General features: G+C 74.4%; 25 protein-coding genes and 1 tRNA gene. 11 read left to right on the forward strand and 15 right to left on the reverse strand.

The genetic code is table 11. The features are described from left to right. Positions 1 to 183 precede the first annotated feature (183 nt). The 3 genes from ACIRRS_RS31970 to ACIRRS_RS31980 form a co-directional block, all read right to left on the reverse strand. Positions 184 to 729, reverse strand: a complete 546-nt coding sequence (locus ACIRRS_RS31970; RefSeq protein WP_402978254.1) for a methylated-DNA--[protein]-cysteine S-methyltransferase — start codon at positions 727 to 729, stop codon at positions 184 to 186. Between the two features lie 76 nt (positions 730 to 805). Then, the gene (locus tag ACIRRS_RS31975; protein WP_402978257.1) at positions 806 to 1,039 is read right to left on the reverse strand and encodes a hypothetical protein; all 234 of its coding nucleotides are present in this window, start codon (positions 1,037 to 1,039) and stop codon (positions 806 to 808) included. Positions 1,040 to 1,131: 92 nt separating this feature from the next. Beyond that, on the reverse strand, positions 1,132 to 2,397 hold the full coding sequence (locus tag ACIRRS_RS31980) for an MFS transporter (protein WP_402978260.1): 1,266 nt from the start codon (positions 2,395 to 2,397) through the stop codon (positions 1,132 to 1,134). 205 nt (positions 2,398 to 2,602) lie between these two features. Here ACIRRS_RS31980 and ACIRRS_RS31985 point away from each other — a divergent pair, with 205 nt between their 5' ends. The 6 genes from ACIRRS_RS31985 to ACIRRS_RS32010 all read left to right on the forward strand — a co-directional run bounded on the left by ACIRRS_RS31985 (position 2,603) and on the right by ACIRRS_RS32010 (position 7,734). Continuing rightward, complete coding sequence (locus tag ACIRRS_RS31985) at positions 2,603 to 3,451, forward strand: hypothetical protein (protein ID WP_402978263.1); 849 nt, start codon at positions 2,603 to 2,605, stop codon at positions 3,449 to 3,451. Between the two features lie 190 nt (positions 3,452 to 3,641). Next, positions 3,642 to 4,064, forward strand: a complete 423-nt coding sequence (locus ACIRRS_RS31990; protein WP_402978266.1) for a sortase-dependent protein — start codon at positions 3,642 to 3,644, stop codon at positions 4,062 to 4,064. Continuing rightward, positions 4,051 to 4,836 (forward strand): class F sortase, encoded by a 786-nt coding sequence (locus ACIRRS_RS31995; RefSeq protein WP_402978269.1) that lies wholly within the window; start codon positions 4,051 to 4,053, stop codon positions 4,834 to 4,836. The genes ACIRRS_RS31990 and ACIRRS_RS31995 overlap by 14 nt, the downstream gene beginning before the upstream one ends. Positions 4,837 to 4,967: 131 nt before the next feature. After that, positions 4,968 to 5,792 carry a hypothetical protein gene (locus ACIRRS_RS32000; RefSeq protein ID WP_402978272.1) on the forward strand — a complete coding sequence of 275 codons (825 nt, stop codon included), beginning with the start codon at positions 4,968 to 4,970 and terminating at the stop codon, positions 5,790 to 5,792. Beyond that, positions 5,789 to 6,520 carry a two-component system response regulator CseB gene (cseB, locus tag ACIRRS_RS32005; protein ID WP_402978275.1) on the forward strand — a complete coding sequence of 244 codons (732 nt, stop codon included), beginning with the start codon at positions 5,789 to 5,791 and terminating at the stop codon, positions 6,518 to 6,520. Before ACIRRS_RS32000 ends, cseB begins: the two co-directional genes overlap by 4 nt. Further along, positions 6,517 to 7,734, forward strand: coding sequence for a sensor histidine kinase (locus ACIRRS_RS32010; RefSeq protein WP_402978278.1), 1,218 nt, complete (start codon positions 6,517 to 6,519; stop codon positions 7,732 to 7,734). The genes cseB and ACIRRS_RS32010 overlap by 4 nt, the downstream gene beginning before the upstream one ends. Before the next feature lie 16 nt (positions 7,735 to 7,750). Here the strand turns inward: ACIRRS_RS32010 and ACIRRS_RS32015 are convergent, their stop codons facing one another. From ACIRRS_RS32015 to ACIRRS_RS32025, 3 genes are all read right to left on the reverse strand, one after another. Beyond that, a complete protein-coding gene (locus ACIRRS_RS32015) occupies positions 7,751 to 9,304 on the reverse strand; it encodes a protein kinase (protein ID WP_402978281.1) in 1,554 nt (517 codons plus the stop codon). Continuing rightward, a complete protein-coding gene (locus ACIRRS_RS32020; protein WP_402978284.1) occupies positions 9,301 to 9,864 on the reverse strand; it encodes a hypothetical protein in 564 nt (187 codons plus the stop codon). Before ACIRRS_RS32020 ends, ACIRRS_RS32015 begins: the two co-directional genes overlap by 4 nt. 116 nt (positions 9,865 to 9,980) lie before the next feature. Beyond that, on the reverse strand, positions 9,981 to 11,975 hold the full coding sequence (locus tag ACIRRS_RS32025; RefSeq protein WP_402978287.1) for an N-6 DNA methylase: 1,995 nt from the start codon (positions 11,973 to 11,975) through the stop codon (positions 9,981 to 9,983). A gap of 143 nt (positions 11,976 to 12,118) precedes the next feature. Between ACIRRS_RS32025 and ACIRRS_RS32030 the strand changes: the two genes are divergently transcribed. Continuing rightward, the gene (locus tag ACIRRS_RS32030; RefSeq protein ID WP_402978290.1) at positions 12,119 to 12,889 is read left to right on the forward strand and encodes a hypothetical protein; all 771 of its coding nucleotides are present in this window, start codon (positions 12,119 to 12,121) and stop codon (positions 12,887 to 12,889) included. Positions 12,890 to 13,050: 161 nt separating this feature from the next. On the opposite strand, the gene ACIRRS_RS32035 is transcribed toward ACIRRS_RS32030, so the two are convergent. Beyond that, a tRNA-Thr gene (locus tag ACIRRS_RS32035) sits at positions 13,051 to 13,124 on the reverse strand. Positions 13,125 to 13,397: 273 nt separating this feature from the next. Between ACIRRS_RS32035 and ACIRRS_RS32040 the strand changes: the two genes are divergently transcribed. The 3 genes from ACIRRS_RS32040 to ACIRRS_RS32050 all read left to right on the forward strand — a co-directional run bounded on the left by ACIRRS_RS32040 (position 13,398) and on the right by ACIRRS_RS32050 (position 15,991). Next, positions 13,398 to 14,495 carry an ABC transporter ATP-binding protein gene (locus ACIRRS_RS32040; RefSeq protein WP_402978293.1) on the forward strand — a complete coding sequence of 366 codons (1,098 nt, stop codon included), beginning with the start codon at positions 13,398 to 13,400 and terminating at the stop codon, positions 14,493 to 14,495. Positions 14,496 to 14,660: 165 nt separating this feature from the next. Continuing rightward, positions 14,661 to 15,128: a hypothetical protein gene (locus tag ACIRRS_RS32045; protein WP_402978296.1), complete on the forward strand. Its 468-nt coding sequence runs from the start codon at positions 14,661 to 14,663 to the stop codon at positions 15,126 to 15,128. Positions 15,129 to 15,208: 80 nt separating this feature from the next. Beyond that, complete coding sequence (locus ACIRRS_RS32050) at positions 15,209 to 15,991, forward strand: NDP-sugar synthase (protein ID WP_402978299.1); 783 nt, start codon at positions 15,209 to 15,211, stop codon at positions 15,989 to 15,991. A 72-nt stretch (positions 15,992 to 16,063) separates the two neighbouring features. On the opposite strand, the gene ACIRRS_RS32055 is transcribed toward ACIRRS_RS32050, so the two are convergent. The 7 genes from ACIRRS_RS32055 to ACIRRS_RS32085 all read right to left on the reverse strand — a co-directional run bounded on the left by ACIRRS_RS32055 (position 16,064) and on the right by ACIRRS_RS32085 (position 23,008). Beyond that, positions 16,064 to 17,686: a DoxX family membrane protein gene (locus ACIRRS_RS32055; RefSeq protein ID WP_402978302.1), complete on the reverse strand. Its 1,623-nt coding sequence runs from the start codon at positions 17,684 to 17,686 to the stop codon at positions 16,064 to 16,066. 168 nt (positions 17,687 to 17,854) lie between these two features. Beyond that, positions 17,855 to 18,847 carry a 23S rRNA (guanosine(2251)-2'-O)-methyltransferase RlmB gene (gene rlmB, locus ACIRRS_RS32060; RefSeq protein WP_402978305.1) on the reverse strand — a complete coding sequence of 331 codons (993 nt, stop codon included), beginning with the start codon at positions 18,845 to 18,847 and terminating at the stop codon, positions 17,855 to 17,857. 136 nt (positions 18,848 to 18,983) lie between these two features. Next, entirely contained in the window at positions 18,984 to 20,378 is a 1,395-nt protein-coding gene (cysS, locus tag ACIRRS_RS32065) for a cysteine--tRNA ligase (protein WP_402978307.1), read from the reverse strand. A 90-nt stretch (positions 20,379 to 20,468) separates the two neighbouring features. Next, the gene (locus ACIRRS_RS32070) at positions 20,469 to 20,867 is read right to left on the reverse strand and encodes a PPOX class F420-dependent oxidoreductase (protein ID WP_402978310.1); all 399 of its coding nucleotides are present in this window, start codon (positions 20,865 to 20,867) and stop codon (positions 20,469 to 20,471) included. A gap of 137 nt (positions 20,868 to 21,004) precedes the next feature. Beyond that, a complete protein-coding gene (gene ispF, locus ACIRRS_RS32075) occupies positions 21,005 to 21,505 on the reverse strand; it encodes a 2-C-methyl-D-erythritol 2,4-cyclodiphosphate synthase (RefSeq protein ID WP_402978313.1) in 501 nt (166 codons plus the stop codon). Further along, on the reverse strand, positions 21,495 to 22,250 hold the full coding sequence (gene ispD, locus ACIRRS_RS32080; protein ID WP_402978476.1) for a 2-C-methyl-D-erythritol 4-phosphate cytidylyltransferase: 756 nt from the start codon (positions 22,248 to 22,250) through the stop codon (positions 21,495 to 21,497). The genes ispF and ispD overlap by 11 nt, the downstream gene beginning before the upstream one ends. 275 nt (positions 22,251 to 22,525) lie before the next feature. Next, the gene (locus tag ACIRRS_RS32085) at positions 22,526 to 23,008 is read right to left on the reverse strand and encodes a CarD family transcriptional regulator (RefSeq protein ID WP_014136563.1); all 483 of its coding nucleotides are present in this window, start codon (positions 23,006 to 23,008) and stop codon (positions 22,526 to 22,528) included. A gap of 464 nt (positions 23,009 to 23,472) precedes the next feature. Here ACIRRS_RS32085 and ACIRRS_RS32090 point away from each other — a divergent pair, with 464 nt between their 5' ends. Next, positions 23,473 to 24,180: a DUF461 domain-containing protein gene (locus tag ACIRRS_RS32090; RefSeq protein WP_402978316.1), complete on the forward strand. Its 708-nt coding sequence runs from the start codon at positions 23,473 to 23,475 to the stop codon at positions 24,178 to 24,180. 112 nt (positions 24,181 to 24,292) lie between these two features. Here the strand turns inward: ACIRRS_RS32090 and ACIRRS_RS32095 are convergent, their stop codons facing one another. Beyond that, a complete protein-coding gene (locus ACIRRS_RS32095; RefSeq protein ID WP_031069385.1) occupies positions 24,293 to 24,988 on the reverse strand; it encodes a response regulator transcription factor in 696 nt (231 codons plus the stop codon). Position 24,989: the final 1 nt, after the last annotated feature.

The raw sequence follows: 24,989 nt of genomic DNA on the forward strand, positions 1-24,989 counted from the left end.
ACAAATAGTACGACTAGATCACTTGGTCGATATCAGTTCGATTCTCCGCTCGAACACGTCGGCCAGGCGCACCCATCCTCCCTCATCTCCCGCCTCACCCGCACCACCCCTTGACAGATTCGGGGCCGGGATGACATGGGGTCCCGATGCGGTGCGATACGGTGCGATACGGCAACGGCCTTGCTACAGCGGCCCGTTCCAGTCGAGGGTGGGCTCCAGCACCCCTTCCAGGGTGAGCAGCCAGCGCTTCACCTCGATGCCGACCCGGCCGCCGCCGAAGCCGCCGAGCCCGTCGGCCGCCACCACCCGGTGGCAGGGCACCAGCAGGGCGACGGGGTTGCCGGCCATCATCTGCCCGACCGTGCGGGCCGCCAGCCCGGGCTCGGTGATGTCCTCGAACACCCCGCTGAGGGTGGCGAGTTCGCCGTAGGTGACGGTCCGGCCGTACGGCACCTCGCGCCAGAGCGTCTGCAGCACGGCGCGGTGCGGGCCGGAGGTGAGGCTCCAGTCGATCGGCAGGCCCAACTCACTGCTGCGGCCCGCCAGATAGGCGGTGACCCGGTCGGTGACGGCGGCGGCCTTGGCCTCGTCCGTGCAGCGCGGCGTCTCGCCGTCCCGCCCGTGGTACCCGACGGCCGCCACCCCGAGCGGGGTCACCGCCACGTGCAGCGGGCCGCTGGGCAGCGGCGTGTCCACCGTCAGCCAGGACATCGACCAGGACTGCGGCACGCTCGGACCCCCCGCCGGTTCGGCCGCCTGCTCCGCACGGCCCGGGGGCCATGGTACGTCGGCGCGGGCGACCGGATCAGGGGCGCTCCTTGAGGTGGGACGAGAGGGTGCGGGCCCAGTGGGAGAGCTCGGCGCGGTCCGGGGTGCGGTCCTCGCAGAGGGTGGCCAGCTGGTCGTCGGAGATCCGGTGCTCGCCCGGGGTCTCGAGCAGGTAGGCCAGGTCGGCGAGGACGGTGGCGAGACGGGCGGCGTCGGCGCGGTCCAGGGTGGCTGCGGACTCGTGGTGGCTGATGGTGAGCGAACCGGGCATGGCGGACCTCCTCCGTGGGCCCCCGCCCCTCCACCGTACGGCGGGTCGGGCGGGGGCGCCCGTCCGGGCCGGGTGGGGGCCTTCAGGGGGTCTCAGGGCCGGTCGTTCCAGCGGCGGTCGCGTACCGCCGGGAGGGCCAACACCACGGCCGTCGCCGCGACTTGCCACAGGGCCCCGGCCGTCAGCACGTGCGCCGTGCCGAGCCGGGACGCCAGCGGGCCGGCGGCGGCGAGGCCGATCGGGCCGAGGACGAAGGCGCCGAGCGAGCCGAAGGCCGTCATCCGGCCGAGCAGTTCCGGTGGGACCCATTCCTGGGTCGTCGTGTTGAACAGCGTCCCGCAGACCGCCGAGCCGAGGCCCGCCACCACCGCGCCGCCGAGCACCCACGGCAGCGCCAGCCCGGCCCCGAAGGCCGCTGAGGGCAGCGCCCAGCCGAGTGCGGCCAGTGTCGCCACCGCGAGCGGGCGGGACGGGCGGCGGCCGAGCATCAGCAGCCCGCCCAGCACCGCGCCGGCGCCGTACACGCCCATCACCAGGCCCCAGGCGGTGGCGCCACCCAACTCGCGCCGGGAGGTGAGCGGGCCGAGGATCAGGAACGGCGCCCAGACGAGCAGGTTGAACAGGCCCATCTGCGCGGTGGTGATCCAGTACCAGGGGCGGGCGGCGAACTCGGCCCATCCGTCGCGCAGTTCGTTGATGACGGAGGTGCCCCCGCCCTCCTGGGGCCGCTGCTCGGGCAGGCGCAGGCGAGCCAGGGCGAGGGCGCCGACGCCGTACGTCACCGCGTCGATCAGCAGCACCGCCGCCGGGCCGTGCGCCGCCGTGATCAGCCCGGCCGCCGCCGGACCGGCCACCGTGGAGACCGAACGGGCCATCCCCAGCAGGGTGTTGGCGTCCCCGAGCAGGTCCTTGCGGTGCACCAGGCCCGGGACGATCGCGCCGAACGCGGGCATGAACAGCGCCTCGCCCACGCCCCAGAGCGCCACCAGGACCACCATCGCCCACACCGGCGCCCGCCCGGCGGCCAGCAGGCCCGCGAACAGCGCCTGTACGAGGCCGCGCGAGGCCTCCGAGACCAGCATCACCCGGCGGCCGCCCAGCCGGTCCGCGATCACCCCGCCGGCCAGCAGCACGAGCACCACGGGGAGGATGCGCGCCGCCATCACCCACCCGAGGTCGGTGCCGCCGCCACCGCCGTCGAGCACCGCGAAGGCCACCGCGACGGGGGCCATCGAGGAGCCGAGGAGGGAGGTCGTGTACCCGGTGAAGAACAACCTGAACTCGCGCTCGCGCAGCACGGCGAGCCGGTCTCCCAGCCGCCGGGGGCGGGCCGGGATCCGTTCTGTTTCCAGTGCCATGGGCAGTCAGTGTGCGTTCGGGCGGGAGGGGGATTCAAGGGGTTCCGGGGGAAAAGTTGAGTGTTTCCGCATCAATTTTGGCGAGCTGGAAATCCACCGCAGTAAACAGCCGCCGAGAAGCCGTTTCACCTGCGGTTTACTGCGGGATTCGGATAGCGTGGAAATGCTTCGAGGTGTGTATTTACTGCGGAAAGGAAGATCCGTCGTGGAGGACGTCGAACCGGTCGAGTACGGCCTCGCCGTCGAGCGCTACCTGGCCGCCTCCGGGCTCTCCGAAGGCTCCCGGCGGATCTACCGGATCGCCCTGGACACCTGGGCCTGGGCGCTCGCCGACCGCACCGCGCCCACCGGCCCGGCGCGGCGGCGCGCCCGGCCGCCCGTCCTGCCGCTCGCGCTGCTCGACCACCCCGACGCCCCCGCGCGGCTGCGCGCCGCGCTCGACCACCGCGCCGCCGACACCGATCCGCGCACCCTCAACCGCGAACTCTCCACCCTGCGCGCCGCGTCGGCGTGGTGGCGCGGCCGGGGGTGGATCGACGGTGATCCGGCGGCCGGGCTGCGACCGCTTCCCGTCGCCCAACCAGGCATCGAAGCGGGCCAGTTGACGCCGGAGCAGCTGCACGCGCTGTTCGCGCTCCGCGCCCCGCTGCGCGAACAGGCCCTGTGGCACCTGCTGCACGAGTCGGGTGCCGCCATCGAGACCGTCCTCGCCCTCGACACCGACGACCTCGACCCGACGCTGCGCCGCACCCGCGCCCGCGCCCGCAGCGGCTCCAGCTCCAGCTCCGGCTCCGGCTCCCAACAGCCGCTCCTGCACTGGCAGTCGGGCACCGCCCGCCTCCTGCTCCTGCTCACCGCGGGCCGCCCCACCGGCCCGCTCTTCCTCACCGACCGCCGCGCGCCCGCCGCCACCCCCACCACCGACCGCTGCCCCCACACCGGCCGCGCCCGCCTCTCGTACCGGCGCGCCGCCGAGCTCTTCGCCACGCACACCGGCCCCCTGGGCGAGGGCTGGACGCTGCGGCAGCTGCGGCAACTGCGGCCGGGGCGCTGACGGATCGGCGGCGGAACGGTGACGAAGGGCCGTTACACAGTCGCCGGGTGGCCGTGACACGACCGGCCGGTGGCCGCGACACGGCGCTCCTACCGTCGCTGTCGACGCCACGGCCGGTACGACGTACGGGCCGGTGGGCGTCCGCGATCGCGTCACGAAACCCGTACGCACCCACGAGGAGAACCACCGCATGAGCACCAGCAGGAGCCGTACCGACCGCTTCCCCGCCCGCCGCGTCCTGGCGGTCTGCGCCCTGACCGGCGGCGCGCTGCTGACCACCCTCACCGGCGGGCAGGCCTGGGCCGACGGCACCCCGCAGGCCACGCCGACCGCCACCCCGTCCGCCGGCGCCTCCGTGGGCACCGTCCCCACCGCGCGCCCCAGCGCCGCCCCGGCCTCCCCCTCGGCCGGGGCCACGGCCACCGCCGTCCCCACGCCGGCGGGCAAGCCGCAGGTCCGCGAGGTGCCGAAGGGCGGCGCCCAGGCCGGTGACGGCTCCGGCTCCTCCGACGGCTCCGGCCTGATGCTGGCCGGCGGCGGCGCCGTCGCCGCCATCGGCGCCGGTGCGCTGGGCTTCGCCGTCCTGCGCCGCCGCTCCGGTGCGCGCGGCTGACACCGGTCCCGAGCCCGCCGGGCACCCCGGCGCCCTTCCCCCGTACCCGGCCGGTGGGGGAAGCGGCGCCGGGGCCGCCCCGGCGGCAGGGACCAGGAGACGGCGCAGCGGCCGCGGGCGCCGCCGGGGCGCCCGGCCCGGCCCGAGCGTCCTGCGCCGGACGGTCTTCGGCACGGCGGGCCTGCTCTGCCTGGTGCTCGGCACCTCGCTGGCGCTGTCCGGCCAGGAGCGGGAGCACCCGGTGGTGCGCATCGAGACCTCCGGCCACAACGGCACGGACGCACCCGCCGCCGCCCCGGTCCGCAGCACAGCGCCGAAGCCCGTCGCGTCCTCGCCGCCGACCCGGCTGCTGATCCCCTCCATCGGCGTGGACGCGCCCGTGACCGGCCTCGGCCTGAACGCCGACGGGACGGTCGAGGTGCCGGCCGCCGACCACGGCGACGAGGTCGGCTGGTACCGCAACGGCCCCACCCCCGGCGAGACCGGCCCGTCCGTCCTGATCGGGCACTACGACACCGTGCACGGCCCGGCGGTCTTCAAGAGCCTGCCGAAGCTGAGGACGGGCGACCTGATCCGCGTCCGGCGCGCCGACGGCGGCACGGTGGACTTCAAGGTCCGCACCCTGACGCAGGCGCCCAAGGACGCCTTCCCCACCGACCAGGTCTACGGCGACACCCCCGGGCCCGCGCTGCGGCTGATCACCTGCGGCGGGCGGATCGGCAGGAACGGCCACTGGACCGACAACATCATCGTCCTGGCGGACCCGGCCTGACCCGCGCCCGCCCCGGCCCGACCCGCGCCTGCGACCATGGCCCGGAACCGCCGGCCGGCTCCCGCACGACCTACCACCGGGAGCCGGGACGGGACGGCATCGCCGCAGACCAGGAGGGACGAGCAGTGACCGTGGCAGCACGACCCCGCCCCCGCCGCAGGCCGGGCGCCGCCCTCGTGACCGCCGCGGCCGCCCTCGCCGGTCTCGTGGCCCTCGCCGCCGTGGCCGTCGGCCGCGAGACCCCCGGCGGCCTGCGGGACGACGGCCCGGGCAGGGCCGTCACCCCGCCGGCCGTCGCCAAACCGCTCTGGCCCCAGCTGGCGACCGCCCCGCCGCCCACCGCCCCCAGCGCCTCCACCTCCCAGGCGCCGCCGCAGCCCGTCCCCGACATCACCGTCCCCGGGCACGACCTCACCGCCGTGGACGTGCGCACCCTCCTCGGCAAGGACCCGGGCCTGAGCCGCGAGGAGCGGCTGGCGCTCGGCAGCTGCGACGGCTGCGAGGTCCGCCCCCCGGAGTTCCGCGACCTCACCGGGGACGGCCGGCCCGAGCTGATCACCGCCGTCACCGTCATCGGGTCGGTCGTGCTGCACGTCTACGCCCTCGACGGCGAGCGCGGCGAGCACGTCCTGCCCGTCCTGCGGGTGCCCGTCCAGAACGGCTTCAGCGCCGCCACCGTCGACTCCGACCTGGTGATCCGCGAGACGACCAGCCTCACCTCCCAGACCACCAGCCGCTACCACTGGGACGGCGTCCGCCTCGTCGCCGTGGAGCAGCGGGTGGACGGGGTCGGCCTGCTCCCGCGCGACGAGCCGTCGGCCGGCGCCGGCGTCCCCACGGCCGTGCCCACCCCCGGCAGGCCCGACGTCACGACCGCACGCCCCGGCCGCCCGTCCGCCGGAGCCACCGCCGTCCCCGCGCCCGCCCCCACCTCGACCCCGGAGGCCGGACGATGACCGCCACCACCCCCCACATCCTGCTGGTCGAGGACGACGAGGTGATCCGCGAGGCCACCCGCATGGCGCTGGAGCGCTACGGCTTCCCCGTCACCACGGCCGCCGACGGCCTGGAGGGCCTGGAGGCGTTCCGCGCCGTCCGCCCCGACCTGCTCCTGCTGGACGTCATGCTGCCGCTGCTCGACGGGGTCGGGCTCTGCCGCCGCATCCGCGAGGAGAGCCAGCTGCCGATCCTGATGATGTCGGCGCGCACCGACCCGGTGGACGTGGTCTCCGGGCTGGAGGCCGGGGCGGACGACTACGTGGTCAAGCCCTTCGAGAGCGCCGTCCTCGTCGCCCGCATCCGGACGGTGCTGCGGCGCGTCCGGGTGGTCCCGGCCGAGCCGGCCCCCGCCCCGGCCGAGGCCGCGCCCGTGGAGGCCCCGGCCGCCGCCTCCACCGTGCGCAGCTTCGACGGCCTGGAGGTGGACACCGACAGCATGGAGGTCCGCGTCCACGGCCACCTCGTCCCCCTCACCCCCACCGAGCTGCGGCTGCTGCTGGAGCTCACCGCCTCGCCCGGCATCGTGCTGGAGCGCACCACGCTGCTCGAACGCGTCTGGGACTACGAGTGGGGCGCCGACACCCGCGTCGTGGACGTCCACGTGCAGCGGCTGCGCGCCAAGATCGGCTCCGACCGGATCGAGACGGTGCGCGGGTTCGGCTACAAGCTTCGGCGCCCGGCATGACCCTGCGCCGCCAGATCGCCACCGCCGTCGCCGCCATCTCCGTGCTGGTCGCGGTGGCCGTGGGCCTGCTCGTGCACCGGGCGATGATCCGTCAGCACGTCGACCAGGCGCGCACCGCCTCGCTCACCGCCCTCGACTCTGCCACCGCCGCCTACAGCCGCGGCGAGGACCCGGCCGGCCCGGGCCTCGTCAACGACCCGGCCCTGCCCGGGCGGCTGCACGCCCTCGCCGCCGGCGGCCACCGGGGCAGCCTGCTCGCGGCGGCCGGGCCGGGCGAGTGGATGTGGGCGGCCGGGCCCGTGCGCGACGGCGTGCTCTCCGTCCGGGTCGACTTCACCCAGGACCGCCGGGCCATCGCCGACCTCGACCGGATCATCCTGCTCACGGTCGTCGCCGCGGTCTTCACCACCGTGCTCGCCGGCGTCCTCGTCGCCGACCGGATCAGCCGCCGGCTGCGCACCGCCGCCACCGCCGCCCGGGGCATCGCCGCCGGCGGGACGGACACCAGGATCGGCGAACTCGTCGACGGCCGGGACGAGGTGGCCGACCTCGCCGCCGCCGTCGACCTGATGTCCCGCACCCTGCACCGGCGTCTGGAGGACGAGCAGCGCTTCACCGCCGACGTCGCCCACGAGCTGCGCACCCCGCTCACCGGACTCGTCACCGCCGCCGAACTCCTGCCGCCGGGCCGGCCCACCGAGCTCGTCCGCAACCGGGTCCAGGCCCTGCGCGCCCTGGTCGAGGACCTCCTGGAGGTCTCCCGTCTCGACGCCGACGTGGAAGCCCCCGACCTGTCCGCCGTCCCGCTGGAACGCGCCGTGCGCCGCACCGTCGCCCTCACCGGGCTGGACGTCACCGTCGAGGTCGCCGACGGCCGGGAGGTCCGCACCGACCTGCGCCGCCTCGACCGGATCCTCGGCAACCTGATCCTCAACGCCCACCGCCACGGCGCCGCGCCCGTCCTGCTCCGGGTCGACGGCCCCCGCATCACCGTCCGCGACCACGGGCCCGGCTACCCCGAGGACCTCCTCGAGCACGGCCCGCAGCGCTTCCGCACCAACGCCCCCGAACGCGGCCGCGGCCACGGCCTGGGCCTCACCATCGCCACCGGCCACACCCGCGTCATCGGCGCCACCCTCACCTTCGCCAACCACCCCGCCGGCGGCGCCGTGGCGACCCTCACGCTGCCGCCGGACGTACGGGACGGGGTGTAGACGTACGGGACAGGCCCTAACGGCGGCGCCCGCTCCCGCCGTCCCACTCGTCGAGGGTGCGCCGGGCCTCGGCGGTGAGCGGGTGGTGGGGGCCGTAGAGGCGTTCGGTGTCGAGGAGCAGCCGCAGCCGGGCCGTACGGGCGCCGGCGCGGTCGCCGGTCGCGAGGAGCAGGTGCGCCGCGCGGCCGCGGACCTCGAGCGCGAACGCCGGGTCGTCCTCGGCGAGCCCGTCCAGCAGGGGGAGCAGGGAGCGGTACTCGGCGAGCGCCGCGAGGTGGTCGCCGAGGTGTTCCAGGCACTGGGCGGCCTCGACGCGGAAGCGCAGGGCCTGCGGGTCGGACGGGCCGGCCTCGGCGGAGCGCTGCTCGATCAGCCGCCGGAACTCCGGTAGTGCGGCCCGGAACTGGCCGTCCTCCATCAGCGTCGCGGCGTAGTGCTTGCGCAGCATGTGGACGACGGGCGAGTTCCCGCCCCGGGCCTGCTCGGCGCCGGACAGCGCGCCGCCGAGCACGTTCACGGCCCGGGTGATCCGGCCCTCCTCCAGCAGCCCCTTCGCCTCCTTGACGGCGGCGGCGATGTCGACCGTCCCCCCGACGGCTGCCGGAGGGCCCGCGGCGGGCACGGGCGGCACCTGCGGCGGCCGGTGCCGCCCGCCCTGCCAGGGCGCGTACGGCTGCCGGAACGGCCGGGTCGGGTCCATCGGGACCCCGGGGCCGTCCGCCCGGTTCGTGGCGGGCCCGGGCAGCAGGGGCGCCAGCGCGCGGTGGACCTCCGCCGCGTCGACCGGGCGGTCCTGCGGGTCCTTGGCGAGCAGCCGCAGGACCAGGGCCTCCAGCGGTTCCGGCACCTCCGGCCGGAGCCGGCGCAGCGGCAGGGGCGCCTCGTGGAGGTGCCGGTGCAGCATGCCCAGCGCCGAGGAGCCGGTGAACGGGACGGTGCCGCCGAGCAGTTCGTGCAGGATCACGCCGAGCGAGTAGAGGTCGGTGCTCGGGCCGACCTCCGCTCCCATGGCCTGCTCGGGCGCCATGTAGGCGGGGCTGCCGATGGGGGCGCCGGTGAGGGTGAGCCGCGTGGTGTCGGAGTCCAGGACGGCGGCGACGCCGAGGTCGAGGAGGACGACGGTGCCGTCGGGGCGGACCATGACGTTGCGCGGCTTGAGGTCGCGGTGGACGGCCCGCACCTCGTGCACGGCGGTCAGGACGGGGCAGAGCTGCGCCGCCACGGCGACCGCCCAGGGCCAGGGGTAGGGGTCGTGCTCGGCCAGGTGGTCGGCCAGGTCGGCGCCGTGGACGTACTGCATGGCCAGATAGAGGTCATCGCCGTCGCCTGCGGCGTCGTGCACGGTGACGAGCCCGGGGTGGTCGACCTGGGCGGTGACCCGGCACTCCCGGACGAAGCGCCGCCGGACGGCGTCCCGCTCCTCCCCCTCGGGCAGCCGGTCGGTCCGGAGCAGCTTGACGGCCACCCGCCGGTCCAGGACGTTGTCGTGGGCCGCCCACACCTGGCCCATGCCGCCCTGGCCTATGAGCGTCGCCAGCTCGTACCGCCCGGCGACGAGCCGGCCCTTCACGGGCGCTCCTGCCGTTCGAGGTAGGCGCTCAGCTCGTCGAGGCCGTCCTTGACCTGCCCGATGCGGTCCTGACCGACGCGGTCCTGCCCGACGCGGTCCTGACCGACGCGGTCCTGAGGCGGCGGGCCGGCGTACGGGTGGCCAGGGTACGGCGGGTGGCCGGCATACGGCGGGTGGCCGGGGTACGGGTGCCCGGCGTACGGATGGCCGGGGGCGGGAGCCGGCCCGCCCGAGGGCCGCAGCCGCAGGTCGACGGCCAGGAAGTACGCCGGTGCGAAGACCATGGCCGCGAGCAGCAGCACCACCCCGGTGGTGACCTGCCAGCCGTCCTTCCCGGACGGCCCGACCAGCACCAGCCCGCCGATGGACGCCGCCGCCACCGCGACGAACACCAGCCAGTCGCGGACGCGGCGGTGCACGAGCGCCAGGTACAGCATCGACACCCAGCTCAGCATGCCGATGCTCAGCACCGGAACGGCGGTGAGGAGCACCCGGAGGAGCACCCTCCACACCCGCGCGCCGCGTCGGGGCGGCGGCGCTGTGGCGACGGGGCCGTACATGGGCCAGCTCCTGCTCGGCGGAGGATGATCGACGGTCGATCGGAGGGTGGATCGGTGGTTGGCCGGTGACGGCCGGGGTCAGCCTACCGACCCCTCCGCCGGGGGCCGTCCGCGCGTCAGGACGGGCTGATGCTCCCGTCCGTGAGCCCGTCGTACAGGCCCTGGACCAGCACGTCGCCCAGCCTGGCGGCCAGGCGGGTCGCCTCCTCGAAGGCGGCCACCGCGCGGAACCGCTCGCCGTACCGCCGCTGTCCGGCCAGCGGCAGCCGGGGCACCTGGAGCCGGCGCACGTCGAGCCGGGTCGCGGCGGTGGTGAAGCTGCTGGCCTGCCGGGTGTTGGCGCTGCCGCGCAGGAAGCCCGCGAGGAACCACGGGTCCAGGGTGGCGGGGTCGGGCCGCAGCAGGTGGACGTTGCGTCCCAGCGCCGCACCGGCGGTGGCCTCGTCGATCACGCGGGTCGCGGTGCCCCGGCCGAGCACGGGGATCACGACGTCCCCGGCCCGGAGGAGCACCGGCTCCTCCTCCTCGCCCCCGGGCAGCGCGCCGGAGGGGGCGCCGCCCGACACGATGTCGTGCTCGGTGAGGACCGGCGGGCCGCCGGTGCCCGCTCCGGCGCCGCCCGTGCGCATCACCAGGGCGCCGGCCCGGGCCAGTTCGCCGAGGCTGGTCATCGGCCAGTGCGCGGGCGCGCCCTGGGGGCCGACCACGGGCGCCAGTTCCACGGTGCGCCGCAGGGTGTCGGTCAGGCGGTCGCGGACCTCGCCCAGCCCGGCCTCCCCTCCGCCCGCCGCCCGGACGGGCAGGTGACGGGCCGGGGTCACGTCCACGTCGTCGTCCAGCAGGTCGACCAGCGGGACGGTACGGCTGACGCCGGGCCGCTCCGGCGCCGCGCCGTCGCGGTCGAAGGCGTACCAGTCCTCCAGCACCGTGGTCCGCAGCTCCTGCCAGGGCAGCTTCTCCCCGCCGTCCGAGGGCTCGGCCGCGTTCACCAGCAGCAGCCGCTGCGGCTGCTTCTGCTGCTGCGCCGAGGGGCGGCGCAGCACCCACAGGTGCAGGGGGATCCCGTACGGCGGGGCCGCGCCGGCGGGCAGGGCGACGACCGCCCGGAGCGCGCCGCGCCGCAGCAGGTCCGCCCGGATCCGGCGGCCCGACCGGCGGGAGGCGGCGGCGGGCGGCATCAGCAGCACGGCGCAGCCGTTCTCGCGCAGGCGGGCGAGGGCGTGCTGCACCCAGGCCAGTTCGGACTCGGTGCGGGGCGGCAGCCCGTACTCCCAGCGGGCGTCGTAGGCGAGTTCCTCGTGGCCCCAGGCGCGCTCGTTGAACGGCGGGTGGCACAGCACTGCGTCGGCGCGCAGCCCGGTGTGGGCGTCGGCGCGCAGGCTGTCGCCCACCCGGATGCGCACGTCCCCGTCGGTGTGCAGGGCGAGGCGCAGCGCGGTGAGCGCGGCGAGGTCCGGATCGGCCTCCTGGCCGATCGCGGTGGCGGTGGGGCCGGCCGCGCCGAGCAGGCCGCCGAAGCCGCAGGCCGGGTCCAGCACCTGCTCGGCCGGGCCGGCGAGTTCGGCCATCAGCTCCGAGAGCGGCGCGGGGGTCAGGGTGTACTGGCGCGAGCCCGCCTCCATGTGGCGGCCCATCAGGAACTCGTACGCCCGGCGCGCGCCGAGTTCGTCCGCGAGTTCCACGCCGCCGCGCAGCAGGTCCTGGCGGGCCGCCAGCTCGGGCCCGCCCGGCACGGGTACGGGGTGGTCCTCGCCCAGGCGGGCGCGGAGCGCCTCGGCCAGCCCGTCCTCGGTGACCGGCCCCTGCCTGCGGCCGGTCCGTTCGCGCAGGAGGAGCACGGCGCCGAGCACCCGCAGGGCTCCCGCCGCCCCGTCCGGGTCCCGTTCGACCTGCTGCCAGACGCGTTCCCGCAGCGGGACCTGGGCGAGCTTGCCCTGGTCGCGCAGCCACCGCTCGACCTCGGCCAGGTCGAAGACGGGGCTGGTGTCGGTGCCGCCGACGGGCCTGGGGAAGGTCACGTGCCTGCGCCGCCAGTTGCTGACGGCGGCGCGACCGACACCGGCCAGCCGCGCGATCCCGGCGGCGGTGACGTCTGTCCTGTGCTCCGGCACTGCGGGCCCCTCCCCGTGACGCTACGACAGGTGACGATCCTACAACCCGCCTCACAGATGGATAGCGTGTTGACGCGGTTCACACGCCATGGTCATATTGACCCGCCGCTCACCCAGATCCCCTGAAAGGCGTACGCCTCTCCATGCCTCAGACACTCCGCCGGGCCACCCTGATCGCCTGCAGCGCCACCGCGGTTCTCGGCCTCGCCGCCTGCGGCCCGGACAACGCGAACTCCTCCTCGGCCGCCCCGGCCGCCACCTCCGCGTCGGCGCCCGCGTCCGCCGCCGGATCGCCCGCCGCGTCGGCCTCCAAGCCCGCGTCGAGCACCGCCGGCCTCCCCAACGGGACCAAGCTGAACGCCATGCTGCTGCCGGCCGCCGCGATACCGCAGACCCTCAAGCTCGACGCCGGCGGCTCCAAGAGCACCGCCGACGGCTTCAACCCGCCGATGTCGCCCACCGCCGTCCCCGCACCCAAGGTGTGCGACGTGTTCAACGGCACCGGGTGGATCGGCGCCTCGGGGATCAGCGCCGCGTCGTTCGCCCAGAACAACTACGTGGACGAGTCGCAGGACATGTTCGCCCAGGAGCTGGACGCCTTCCGCGGCAACGACGCGCAGACCGTCATGGCCGACCTGAAGAAGGCCTTCACCGCCTGCCACACGTACACCGTCACCCAGAACGGCCAGCACTTCACCGCGACCGTCGCCACCCAGAACCTGCCCGGCGTCGGGGACGAGGCGATCCAGGCCACCATCACCTCGCCGGACTGGACCGGGGGCAGCACCCTGGTCGCCGCCCGGGTCGGCAACATCGTGGTGACGACCTACGACAGCGACCAGCGCAACACCGGGACCGCCGGCGTGGCCCTGACCAAGACCCTGGTCAAGAACGTGGCCTCCGCCGCCCACTGAACCACCGCGCCCCGCACCAGCGGTGGCCCCGGCGCCGCGAGGGGAGCGCCGGGCCCACCGCCGCCCCCGGGGCGCACCCGGGCAACGACGAAGGGCCGGCTCCTCCGGATCACTCCGGAGAAGCCGGCCCTTCGGGCGCCGGTCGCATCGCTTCCTACGCGAGCCCCCTGTCGGGTTCGAACCGACGACCCCCGCTTTACAAGAGCGGTGCTCTGGCCAGCTGAGCTAAGGAGGCACGGTGGCCGTCCGCGAACGGATCACGGCGGCACCGGGGGTGAGTCTACCGGGCCGGGGTGGCGGGGTGTGGGGATATCAGGGGTGATCGGGGGCGATCGGGGGGTGAGGGGTGTGATGGAACCGTTGTGGGGAGGGGGCTGACAGGGGGCGGGGGTGCAGGTAGCGTCGCCGGGAGTCGGCCCTGGAGTGGTTCAGACCAGTGACGGGCCGACGACCTGCACCTTTACTCGGATCGTCCGGCACGTTCCTGCCGGTGAAGGAGAGATCGACCATGGCTTCCGTCACGTACGACAAGGCGACCCGCGTCTACCCCGGCGCCGACAAGCCCTCCGTGGACCAGTTGGACCTGGACATCGCCGACGGCGAGTTCCTCGTCCTCGTCGGCCCGTCCGGCTGCGGCAAGTCGACCAGCCTGCGCATGCTGGCCGGCCTCGAGGACGTCAACGCGGGTGCGATCCGCATCGGCGACCGCGACGTCACGCACCTGCCGCCGAAGGACCGGGACATCGCGATGGTGTTCCAGAACTACGCGCTCTACCCGCACATGACCGTCGGCGAGAACATGGGCTTCGCGCTCAAGATCGCCGGCGTGAACAAGGCCGAGATCCGCACCAAGGTCGAAGAGGCCGCGAAGATGCTCGACCTCACCGACTTCCTGGACCGCAAGCCGAAGGCGCTCTCCGGCGGTCAGCGCCAGCGCGTGGCGATGGGCCGCGCGATCGTGCGCCAGCCGCAGGTGTTCCTCATGGACGAGCCGCTGTCGAACCTGGACGCCAAGCTCCGCGTCTCGACCCGTACGCAGATCGCCGGCCTGCAGCGCCGCCTGGGCATCACCACGGTGTACGTGACGCACGACCAGACCGAGGCGCTCACCATGGGCGACCGGGTCGCGGTGCTCAAGGACGGCCTGCTGCAGCAGGTCGACACCCCGCGCAACATGTACGACAAGCCCGCCAACCTGTTCGTGGCCGGCTTCATCGGCTCCCCCGCGATGAACCTGGTCGAGGTTCCGCTGGTGGACGGCGGCGTGAAGTTCGGCGGCTCGGTGGTCAACATCTCCCGCGAGAACCTCGCCGGCGCCGGCACGGACAAGACGGTGACCGTCGGCGTCCGCCCCGAGCACTTCCAGATCGTCCCGGCCGGCGGCATCGAGGGCGTCGCGGTGACGGTGAACGTGGTCGAGGAGCTCGGCTCCGACGGCTTCGTCTACGGCACCACCCAGATCGGCGGCGAGGACAAGGACCTGGTCGTGCGCGTGCCCGGCCGCCAGATCCCGACCCGCGGCGAGACCGTCCACGTCGTGCCGATCGCGCAGGAGGTCCACGTCTTCGCCACCAGCAGCGGCGTGCGCCTGAGCGCCTGCAACTGAGGCCGACAGAGCCACCACGCGGAGCCCGTCCGACCGGTTCCCGGTCGGGCGGGCTCCGTCCGTACACCCCCACGTCAACCCGGTGCGGGGATAAACCCGGACACGTGTCACTCGTTGGTGTGACGGAGGGCGATCACGGCCCTACCCACCGCTACTCTCCTGAGGGTGAAGCAGCTTGTGCGCCGTATCGGCCAGACCGTCGCCCTGACCCTGCCGGTCGTCCTGGTGACCACCGGCACCCTCGCCGTGACCAGGGTCCCGTGGGCCCCGCCGACCGGTCTCGACCAGCAGGTCGTCGCGGCGTCCAGCGGCGACGGCGCCGGGATCGGGCGTTCCGCCCCCGTCTCCTCGACGAACTCGACCGGCTCGACACGGTCGCAGGACGGCCTCGCCCCGCAGGAGTCGCTGCGGGTGGCGCTGCTGGACGAGCTGCGCGCCAAGAACCCCTCCGCCGCGCTGGACCTGCTGGAGCGCTCCATGCGCGAGCAGCCCTCGCTGACGCCGTACTGCACCTCGCTGGCCACGGAGTTGGGCAAGGCCGCGGTGCGCAAGTACCAGGGCGACGTCCAGCGGGCCCGCTCCTTCGCCCGCCCGGTCTGCGACGGGGCCTTCGCGGCCGGCGTCGTCGGCTGACGCTCCCGGCACGAGCAACTCGGGCCGCCGGGCGCGCGGTTGAGCCGCCCCCGGCGGCGGGCGCACCCTATTGTTCAGGCATGAGCCCTGACTCCGGCCCCGCCGCCGCCCACGAGCCCCACGAGCCCCGGTCGACCACCACCCCGGTCACCCAGGCGGTGATCCTGGCCGGTGGCCAGGGCTCCCGGCTGCGCCCGTACACCGACGACCGCCCCAAGCCGCTGGTCGAGATCCCGGGGACGGGCAAGCCGATCCTCGGCCACCAGCTGGCCTGGCTGGCCGAGGAGGGCGTCACCGACGTGGTGGTGTCCTGCGGCCACCTCGCCGAGGTGCTGGAGGAGTGGCTCGACAAGGCGGACCTGCCGCTGCGGGTGCGCACGGTGATCGAGGCGGAGCCCCTCGGCCGCGGCGGCGGGCTCAAGTACGCGGCCAAGGCCCTGCCCCGCCCGGACGAGCCCTGGTACGCCACCAACGGTGACATCTGGACCCGCTTCAGCCTCCGCGACATGGCCTCCTTCCACCACGAGCGGGACGCCGTCGCCACCCTCGCCCTGGCCCGGCCGCGGATCCCCTGGGGCGCCGTGGAGACCGACCAGTTCGGCAACGTGCTGGACTTCATCGAGGCGCCGCCCTCGCCGTTCCTGATCAACGCCGGCCTCTACGTGTTCAGCCCCGAGTTCGCCGAGCTGCTGCCGGACGTGGGCGACCACGAGCGCACCACCTTCCCCCAACTCGCCCGCGGCAAGCGGCTGGCGGGCTACCAGCTGCCGCAGGGCGTCTACTGGCGCGCCATCGACACCGCCAAGGACCTCACGGAGGCGGCCAAGGAGCTCGCCTCCGGCGCGGGCCGCGCGCCCCGCTAGGCCCCTTCCCACCGAGCGAACCGGCCGGGTGCTCCCCCACGGAGCACCCGGCCGGTCGTCGTCCCGGGGAGGTCAGGTCGCGACGGCCTCCGGACGGGAGGAGCGGGCCCCGCCCGACAGCTCCGCCAGCGGACCGCTGCCGAGCACCCCGCCGAGCAGGCCGGGCCCGTTGGACGGGCTCTGCTTGGGCGCCGTCCCCGAGCCGCCGCCCGGGGCCGGGGTGCCCCGCTGCGCGGGCGCGGAGCCGCCGCCGGGGGCCGAGGCGGCCGGGCTCTGGCCGCCGCCGGCCTCCCCCGCCTTGCCGGAGTGCTTGCCTCCGGGCGTGGCGCTCGACTTGGCGGAGGGGGCGGTCGGCGAGGGCGCCGGGGTGGTCGGGTGCGGGGCGGCGGGCGAGGGCGAGGTGGACGGGGCCTGGCCGCCGGGCGCGCCGGAGGGGGTGCCGTTCGGCCAGACCGGGTTGCCGTAGTCGGTGGCCGGGCGGGGCGGCGCCTGGTGCGTGCGGGCGCCCGTGCGGACGGCGGCGCCGAGCATCGAGCCGAGCAGCAGGGTCAGGCCGACGACGACGGTGGTGACCATCGCGCCCCGGCGCAGCACCCGGCGCCGCAGCGCTCCCGGCGCGCCGGCGCCGATGCGCCGCCAGGCCTCCAGGCTGAGCCGCCCGTCCAGCGAGGCGAACGGCGCTCCGGCGATCAGCAGCGGGCTCCAGGCCGCCAGGAAGATCAGGTCGGGGGTGTCGTAGACCGGCACGGAGCGCCAGCTGACGGTGAACAGCAGCGCTGCGGAGAGCACCATCGCCGCGCCCGCCGCGAGCCGCTGCCACAGGCCGAGCAGGGTGAGCACGCCGACGACGATCTCGGTGAAGGAGACCACCAGGCCGGAGCCCACCGGGTGCGCCATGGCGAAGGCCAGCAGCGGTTCGGCGACCTTCCACGGGTGCAGCGAGGAGAGCCAGCGCACCATCGAGCCGCGCTCGCCGCCGTCGAAGTACACCGGGTCGCAGAGCTTGCTGAACCCGGCGTAGACGGAGAGCGAGCCGAGCACGGCGCGCAGCGGCAGCAGCACCAGGCCGAGGTCGACGCGGCGGCCGGGGTACCAGGGCTGCCTGCCCTCGGCCTCGGCGGCGGAGACCTCGGGCAGGTCGCCGCTCGGTGTCCAACCGTGGGGCTGGCCGATCGGGCCGACGCCCGCGTCGGTGGCGGTGCCGGCGCCCTCGCGGGGCTGGCGGGGGACGGTCCGGGCGCCGGCCAGGGACGGGATCACCTCGGTGTCCGCGTCCGCGCCCGCGAACCGGACGGCCTCCAGCAGCCGCGTCGCCGCGAGGTCCCCGGGGTCGGCCTGGCCGGTCCAGGTGACGGCGGTGACCCGGCCCTTGCGGCGCGGGGCGCCGCCGGCCGCGGCCCCGGCGAGCGCCGGGACGGCGGAGGCGGGCACGACGACCTGCGGGGTGACCAGCGGACGCCGGATCAGGCCCTGGCTCGCGTACGGGTCGCCGAAGGCCGCGCCGGTGGAGAGCAGTGCGGCCGGGGCGTCGATGATCGGGGCCACGGGCGCGCCGAGCCGGAGCCGGAAGCTCGCCTGGGTGCTGCTGATGCGCCCGGGGTCGGAGTCCACCTTGACGGTGTTGAGGCCGGGGCCCGCGTCTATCCCGGTGCTGCCGCCGCCGAACAGGGGGCGCCGAGGTGTTCTGGTGTCCACGCCCGTCTAACCGGGTGACGGCCGCTTTGGACACTCTCCCGGGTGGATCTGCGGCGCACACTTGAAGTGATCATGAAAAAAACGATCGGGCCCGGTCGGGCCCGATCGTTTTTCCTCCGGAACGCGGGCAATTCAGAAGATCGCCTGCGCCGTCACCGGCGGTTGTGCTCAGCGCTTGGAGCGCAGTCGCGCGGCCTCGTACAGCACGATGCCCGCCGCGACACCGGCGTTCAGCGACTCCGTCAGACCGGACATCGGGATCCGCACCCGCATGTCGCAGGTCTCCGAGACCAGCCGGGACAGGCCCTTGCCCTCGCTGCCCGCGACGACCACGACCGGGCCCGTCAGCAGCTCCAGGTCGCTCAGCTCGGCCTCGCCGTCCGCCGCCAGGCCGACGACCATCAGACCGGCCTTCTGGTACGCCTCCAGCGTGCGGGTCATGTTGGTGGCCCGGGCGACGGGCAGCCGGGCGGCGGCGCCCGAGGAGGTCTTCCAGGCACCGGCGGTCATGCCGGCCGCGCGGCGCTCGGGGATGACCACGCCGTGCGCGCCGAAGGCGGCGGCGGAGCGGACCACGGCGCCCAGGTTGCGCGAGTCGGTGACGCCGTCGAGCGCAACGATCAGCGCGTCCTGGCCGGCGTCGGCGGCCTCCACCAGGAGGTCGTCCGGGTGCGCGTACTCGTACGGCGGCACCTGGAGCACCAGGCCCTGGTGGTTCATCCCGCCGGTCATCTGGTCCAGCTGGGGGCGCGGGGCCTCCATCAGCGGGATGCCGCGGTCGTTGGCGGCCTGGAAGGCGTCGCGGACGCGGTCGTCGGTGTCGATGAACTGCTGGACGTACAGCGCGGTGGCCGGGACGCCGCCCTGCAGGGCCTCGGCCACGGAGTTGCGGCCGAAGACCAGCTCGGCGCTGCCCGCGCCGCCGCGGCCGCCACGACCGGCGCCGCCGGCCCGGCGCATGCCCGCGCGGGCCTTGGCGTCGCGCTCGCGCTTGACCGCGGCGTTGGCGGCGCGCTGCTTGGGGTGGCCCTTGCGCTCCGAGCCGTGCGGCGTCGGGCCCTTGCCCTCCAGCGCCCTCCGGCTGTGGCCGCCGGTACCGACAGACGCGCCCTTCTTCGATCCGGGGTTGCGGCGGTTCCTGCGCTGGCTGTTGCCGGCCATGGCTGTACTTCCTGTCTGTCCGGCATGCCCGGCCTCCCCGCTCTCTGCGGAGGCGGCCCGCGACATGCGCTACGTCATGCGGGAGGGCCGCACCGGTGCGGTACGGCCCACCCATCACCCCGATCGTCAGATGGGGTTACTGGCTGTTGATCGTCCAGCGCGGGCCGGACGGGGTGTCCTCGATCACCAGCCCGGCCAGGCCGAGCTGGTCGCGGATGGCGTCCGCGGTGGCGAAGTCCTTGCGCTGGCGCGCCGCCTGCCGCTGGTCCAGGACCAGGCGGACCAGCGAGTCGACCACTCCGTGGAGGTCCTCGCCGCGCTCCGTCCCGGCCCAGTGCGGGTCGAGCGGGTCGAGGCCCAGCACTCCGAGCATCGCACGGACCTCGGCCAGTCGCGCCACCACGCTCTCCTTGTCGTCCGCGTTCAGGGCGCTGTTGCCCTGGCGGACGGCGGTGTGCACGACGGCCAGCGCCTGCGGCACGCCCAGGTCGTCGTCCATCGCCTCGGCGAAGGCCGGCGGCACCTCGGGCGCCGCGTCGACCGAACCGCAGCGCTCGACGGCCCGCTGGATGAAGCCCTCGATGCGGCCGAACCCGGCCTCGGCCTCGCGCAGGGCCTCCTCGCTGTACTCGATCATCGAGCGGTAGTGCGGGGCGCCCAGGTAGTAGCGGAGCACGATCGGACGCCAGGCGCGGACCATCTCGGAGACCAGCACCGAGTTGCCCAGCGACTTGCTCATCTTCTCGCCGGCCATGGTGACCCAGGCGTTGTGCACCCAGAAGTTGGCGAAGTCGTCGCCGTAGGCCTTGGACTGGGCGATCTCGTTCTCGTGGTGCGGGAAGATCAGGTCGAGCCCGCCGCCGTGGATGTCGAAGGCCGGGCCCAGGTACTTGTGGGCCATCGCCGAGCACTCCAGGTGCCAGCCGGGCCGGCCGCGGCCCCACGGCGTCTCCCAGCTCGGCTCGCCCGGCTTGGCGGACTTCCACATCGCGAAGTCGCGGGCGTCGCGCTTGCCGGTCTCGCCCTCGCCCTCGGGCTGGCGCAGGTCGTCCAGCTTCTGGTTGGAGAGCGCGAGGTAGCCGGGGTAGGACTTCACGTCGAAGTAGACGTTGCCGTCCGCCGCGTAGGCGTGACCCCGCTCGATGAGCCCCTGCATCATCTCGATCATCTCGGGGACGTGCCCGGTGGCCCTGGGCTCGACGGTTGGCGGCAGGCAACCGAGCGCGCTGTAGCCGTCGTTGAAGGCGCGCTCGTTCTCGTAGGCGATCTGCCACCACGGGACGCCCTGCTCGCGCTCCTTGGCGATCACCTTGTCGTCGATGTCGGTGACGTTGCGGGCGAAGGTGACCTGGTAGCCGCGGTAGGCGAACCACCGCTGCATGATGTCGAAGTTCAGGCCGGAGCGGATGTGCCCGATGTGAGGCGCCGACTGGACGGTAGCGCCGCACAGGTAGATCGAGACACAACCCGGTACAAGCGGGACGAAGTCGCGTACCTGGCGGGTGCTGGTGTCGTACAGACGAATGCTCACAGCGTCAAGCGTAGTGGGCGGCGGGGGGTGCCCCGCGACATTCCCGGGGAATGGCGGGCGCCACCGCCCGGGAACGGCGCGGGAGGGCCGTCAGACGCCGCCGGCGATCCTGCGCGGGGTGAGCCGCACGACCACCCGCACCGCGTCGGGCGCGTCCCAGGTGTAGGAGTCCACGCCCCGGTACTTGGCGGCCAGCTCGTCGATCAACTCCCGCCCGCCCTCGGTGGTCATCGTCACCGCGCCGCGCACCTCCAGGTACTCGTACGGGCTGTCCGGCGGGTTGACGAGCAGCGAGACGCGCGGGTCGCGGACCAGGTTGAGGTGCTTGCGGCGGCCCTCCACCGTGGAGAACAGGATGTCCTCGCCGTCCCGCCTGACCCAGACCACCGAGGACTGCGGGCTGCCGTCCGGCTGGATCGTGGAGACCACGGCGAAGCTCTCGCCGTCGATCAACGCCTTGGCCCGGTCGGAGAGTTGGACGTCACTCATCGGATAACCCCTTCACGTCGGAGGCGGTACGGGCCCACGGGCGAAGCCCGCGAGGGCCCGCGCCGAACACTACCGACGCGGACCCTCGGACGGCCGTCGACTTCCCGACGTTTCCGGCGCCTTCACCGGCGGCCGACTCAACGCCGTTCGTACACCAGGGCGGTGGCGATCGCGGCCAGCCCCTCGGCGCGGCCGGTCAGCCCCAGCCCGTCCGTGGTGGTGCCGGAGACGGACACCGGCGCGCCGACGGCCTCCGACAGCGCGGCCTGCGCCTCGGCGCGGCGCTTGCCGACCTTGGGGCGCACGCCGATCACCTGCACGGAGACGTTGCCGATCTCGAAGCCCGCCTCGCGGACCAGCCGGGCCGCCTCGCCGAGCAGCTTCACCCCGGAGGCGCCGGCCCACTCGGGCCGGTCGGTGCCGAAGTGGGCGCCGAGGTCGCCGATCCCGGCGGCCGAGAACAGCGCGTCGCAGGAGGCGTGCGCGGCCACGTCGGCGTCCGAGTGCCCGGAGAGCCCGACCTCGGCGTCCGGCCACTCCAGTCCGGCCACCCGGAGCGGGCGGCCGGCCTCGAAGGCGTGCACGTCGGTGCCGATCCCCACCCGGGGGATCACGGGGAGCGCGGGGTCAGTAGGCATCGGCGGCCCTCCTGCGGGCGAGTACGGCCTCGGCGAGCACGAGGTCCAGGGGACGGGTGACCTTGAACGCCTCCTCGTGGCCGGGCACCACGACGACCCGGCCGCCGTAGCGCTCCACCAGGCCGGCGTCGTCCGTGACGGGCGGCGCGTCGGCGGCGCCCGCCTCCTCCTCGGCCAGCGCCTTGGCGTGGACCTCGACGAGCACGGCCCGGTCGAAGCCCTGCGGGGTCTGCACCGCGCGCAGGGTGGACCGGTCGGGCGTGTCGACGACCGGCTCGGGGGCCCCCGGGTTCGGCTCGACCCGCTTGACGGTGTCGGCCAGCGGCACCGCCGGCACCACCGCGACGGCCCCGCCCCGGACGGCGGCCGCGACGGCGTCCACCACCTCGACGGGCACCAGCGGGCGGGCCGCGTCGTGCACCAGGACGATCCGGACGTCCTCCGGGATCGCCGCCAGGCCCAGCCGGACGGACTCCTGGCGGGTCGAGCCGCCGGCCACCACCCGGACGTCCTTGCCGTCCAGCCCGTGGCTGTCCAGCAGGGCGACGACCTCGGCCACCCCGTCCGCGGGCGCGGCGACCACGACCAGGCCGACGGCCCGGCTGCGCGCGAGCGCCCGTACGGCGTGCACCAGGAGCGGCACGCCGCCCAGTTCCCGCAGGGCCTTCGGGGCGCCGGGCCCCAGCCGCTCACCGCGTCCGGCGGCCGGCACCACTGCTGCTGCGACTGCTGCTGAGGCGTTCAGGTTTCACTCCTTCGGCGAAGTGGGTATGGCAGTGGCGTGCCCGGCGGGCTCCGGGCCCCTTCCGAAGAACCACGGTCCAACCGCCCGCCGCACAACCCCGCAGAAACGGTCTTGCAAGGCAGCACCGGCCCGGGCCGGAGGCGTCGTCCGGACACGCCTCAGCGCCCGAAGTGCCACTGCACCACTCCCGGACACGTCGTCCGTGGAGTGGCGCGCCGACACCGGGCGCTGTGAGCGGTGGGCTGCTGCCCGACTGCACTACGGCTACGCGAGCACTACGAGGCGAGGACCTCGTCGAGCAGCGTCTCCGCCTTGTCCTCGTTGGTGTTCTCCGCCAGCGCGAGCTCGCTGACGAGGATCTGGCGTGCCTTCGCGAGCATGCGCTTCTCGCCGGCCGAGAGGCCGCGCTCGCGCTCGCGACGCCAGAGGTCGCGCACGACCTCGGCGACCTTGATGACATCACCCGAAGCGAGCTTCTCCAGGTTCGCCTTGTAGCGACGGGACCAGTTGGTCGGCTCTTCGGTGTACGGTGCGCGCAGCACCTCGAAGACCCGGTCCAGACCCTCCTGGCCGACCACGTCGCGAACGCCGACGAACTCCGCGTTCTCGGCGGGCACCCGGAGCGTCAGGTCTCCCTGCTGCACCTTGAGCACCAGGTAGGTCTTGTCCACACCTTTGATCTGGCGAGTTTCGATGGCCTCGATCAACGCGGCCCCGTGATGGGGGTAGACCACCGTGTCGCCAACCTTGAACGTCATGTGACAGGACCCCTTCCGTGGCTTTCCAGAATAACACGCTTCGCGCCCCACCCGAAGGGCGTTTTCGCAGGTCAGGACCGGTCTCGGGGCTTGACAAGCGCCCCCCTGGCATGCTGCGACCGGTGTTCGAGAGTGGCTTCCCGCAGGTGGGAGGCGGTTCAGACCTCTGACGAAACCCTTGCGCAACACCCCGGACACCATGATTGGATCTTGAGTTTTCGTCGCGTTCCGGGCCGCGCCCGCATCGTTATTCGATCTTGGTCGACATGTGTCCCGTCCGTGATGCCGACCGGTGACGCTCCGGCCGTCCCGGGCGGTCCCGCACGGCCCCGGGATGCGGCCGGACGGCCCCCCGAGGGACTCGGAAGTGCGACACGGGGACCTCCCCGTGAAGGCCGCATAAGTGAGGTCGATAATCTGAGACCTGACCTACCGACAAGCCACCAAAAGGAGAAGCCGCCGCCGTGAGCCGCAGCCTTCGACGCGGCAGCATCGCCGCCATCGCCGCCATCGCCATCGCCTCGCTCTCGTCCTGCGCCGCCGGCAACACGCCGGACACCCTGCAGGTCAAGCCGGACAATGCCGCCGCGACGATCGGGACGAACCTCCGCCTGAACAACATCGTGGTCGTGACCCCGGTGAAGTCCTCCGGTGACTTCACCGGCCCCGCCAGCGTGGTCGTGAACATCGCGAACACCGGCAGCACCCCGGCGGAGCTCAAGTCCGTCGTGCTCGGCGGCGGCAACGCCACCTTCACCGACGCCTCGGGCGCCCCCGCCACCTCCATCGTCATCCCGGCCGGCGGCTCGGTGGCCATCGGCGGCAAGGGCAACCCGACCGCGACCGTCCCCTCGGCCAACGTCAAGGTCGGCGGCTTCGCCAAGGCCGCCTTCGGCATCAAGGAGGACAAGGACAACCCGTCCTCCCAGGTGCAGACCGTCACCGCCGAGCCGAGCGTGGCCCCGGACTCGGACCTCAAGGACAAGAACCTCTACGAGGGCTTCGGTCCGAGCGCCTCCCCCGCCGCGGTGCCCACCAAGGCCGCCTCCCCGGCCGCCTCGGGCTCCCCCGCCGCCTCGGGCTCCCCGGCCGCCGGCGCCCCGACCACCCCGGCCGCGCCGACCACCGGGGCGACCACCCCGGCCGCCGGCACCTCGCCGACCGCCCACTGACACCCTCCCCGGCGGGCCGTTCCCGGCCCGCCGGGGGCGTCACGGGCCATGCGAAGGCCCCCTCCGACCGTTTGTTCGGAGGGGGCCTTCGCGTTCACTCGTACGGGCGGATCTACGGCTCGAACTTGTAGCCGAGGCCGCGGACCGTCACCAGGTAGCGCGGCGCGCCCGGGTCGGGCTCGATCTTGGCCCGCAGGCGCTTCACGTGGACGTCCAGGGTCTTGGTGTCGCCGACGTAGTCCGCGCCCCAGACCCGGTCGATCAGCTGCATGCGGGTCAGCACCCGGCCCGCGTTGCGCAGCAGCATCTCCAGCAGGTCGAACTCCTTGAGCGGCAGGTCGACCTTGGCGCCGTCCACCGTCACCACGTGGCGGTCGACGTCCATGCGGACCGGGCCCGCCTCCAGGGCGCCCGGGCCGCCGCCGTTGTCGCCCGCGCCACCGTCCTCGCCGCGGCGGCGCAGCACCGCGCGGATGCGGGCGACGAGCTCACGGGTCGAGTAGGGCTTGGTGACGTAGTCGTCGGCACCTATCTCCAGCCCGACGACCTTGTCGATCTCGCTGTCCTTGGCGGTCACCATGATCACCGGGACGTTGGAGCGCACCCGGAGCTGGCGGCAGACCTCGGTGCCGGGCAGGCCCGGCAGCATCAGGTCGAGCAGGACGAGGTCGGCGCCGTTGCGTTCGAACTGCTCCAGGGCGTCGGGGCCGGTGGCGGCCACCGCCACCTCGAAGCCCTCCTTGCGGAGCATGTACGAGAGGGCGTCGCTGAACGACTCCTCGTCCTCGACCACCAGTACTCGGGTCACG

This window comes from Kitasatospora sp. NPDC101183 (assembly GCF_044767945.1).
In the GTDB taxonomy this organism is placed as follows: domain Bacteria; phylum Actinomycetota; class Actinomycetes; order Streptomycetales; family Streptomycetaceae; genus Kitasatospora.

Bases quoted from the DNA above. Each gene is read 5' to 3' on its own strand.
- ACIRRS_RS32020 (WP_402978284.1), bottom strand. From the start codon at position 9,864: ATGTACGGCCCCGTCGCCACAGCGCCGCCGCCCCGACGCGGCGCGCGG.
- cseB (WP_402978275.1), top strand. From the start codon at position 5,789: ATGACCGCCACCACCCCCCACATCCTGCTGGTCGAGGACGACGAGGTG.
- ACIRRS_RS32085 (WP_014136563.1), bottom strand. From the start codon at position 23,008: ATGACGTTCAAGGTTGGCGACACGGTGGTCTACCCCCATCACGGGGCC.
- ACIRRS_RS32030 (WP_402978290.1), top strand. From the start codon at position 12,119: ATGCCTCAGACACTCCGCCGGGCCACCCTGATCGCCTGCAGCGCCACC.
- ACIRRS_RS32070 (WP_402978310.1), bottom strand. From the start codon at position 20,867: ATGAGTGACGTCCAACTCTCCGACCGGGCCAAGGCGTTGATCGACGGC.
- ACIRRS_RS31990 (WP_402978266.1), top strand. From the start codon at position 3,642: ATGAGCACCAGCAGGAGCCGTACCGACCGCTTCCCCGCCCGCCGCGTC.
- ACIRRS_RS32050 (WP_402978299.1), top strand. From the start codon at position 15,209: ATGAGCCCTGACTCCGGCCCCGCCGCCGCCCACGAGCCCCACGAGCCC.
- ispF (WP_402978313.1), bottom strand. From the start codon at position 21,505: ATGCCTACTGACCCCGCGCTCCCCGTGATCCCCCGGGTGGGGATCGGC.
- ACIRRS_RS31975 (WP_402978257.1), bottom strand. From the start codon at position 1,039: ATGCCCGGTTCGCTCACCATCAGCCACCACGAGTCCGCAGCCACCCTG.
- ACIRRS_RS32040 (WP_402978293.1), top strand. From the start codon at position 13,398: ATGGCTTCCGTCACGTACGACAAGGCGACCCGCGTCTACCCCGGCGCC.
- rlmB (WP_402978305.1), bottom strand. From the start codon at position 18,847: ATGGCCGGCAACAGCCAGCGCAGGAACCGCCGCAACCCCGGATCGAAG.
- ACIRRS_RS32010 (WP_402978278.1), top strand. From the start codon at position 6,517: ATGACCCTGCGCCGCCAGATCGCCACCGCCGTCGCCGCCATCTCCGTG.
- ACIRRS_RS31980 (WP_402978260.1), bottom strand. From the start codon at position 2,397: ATGGCACTGGAAACAGAACGGATCCCGGCCCGCCCCCGGCGGCTGGGA.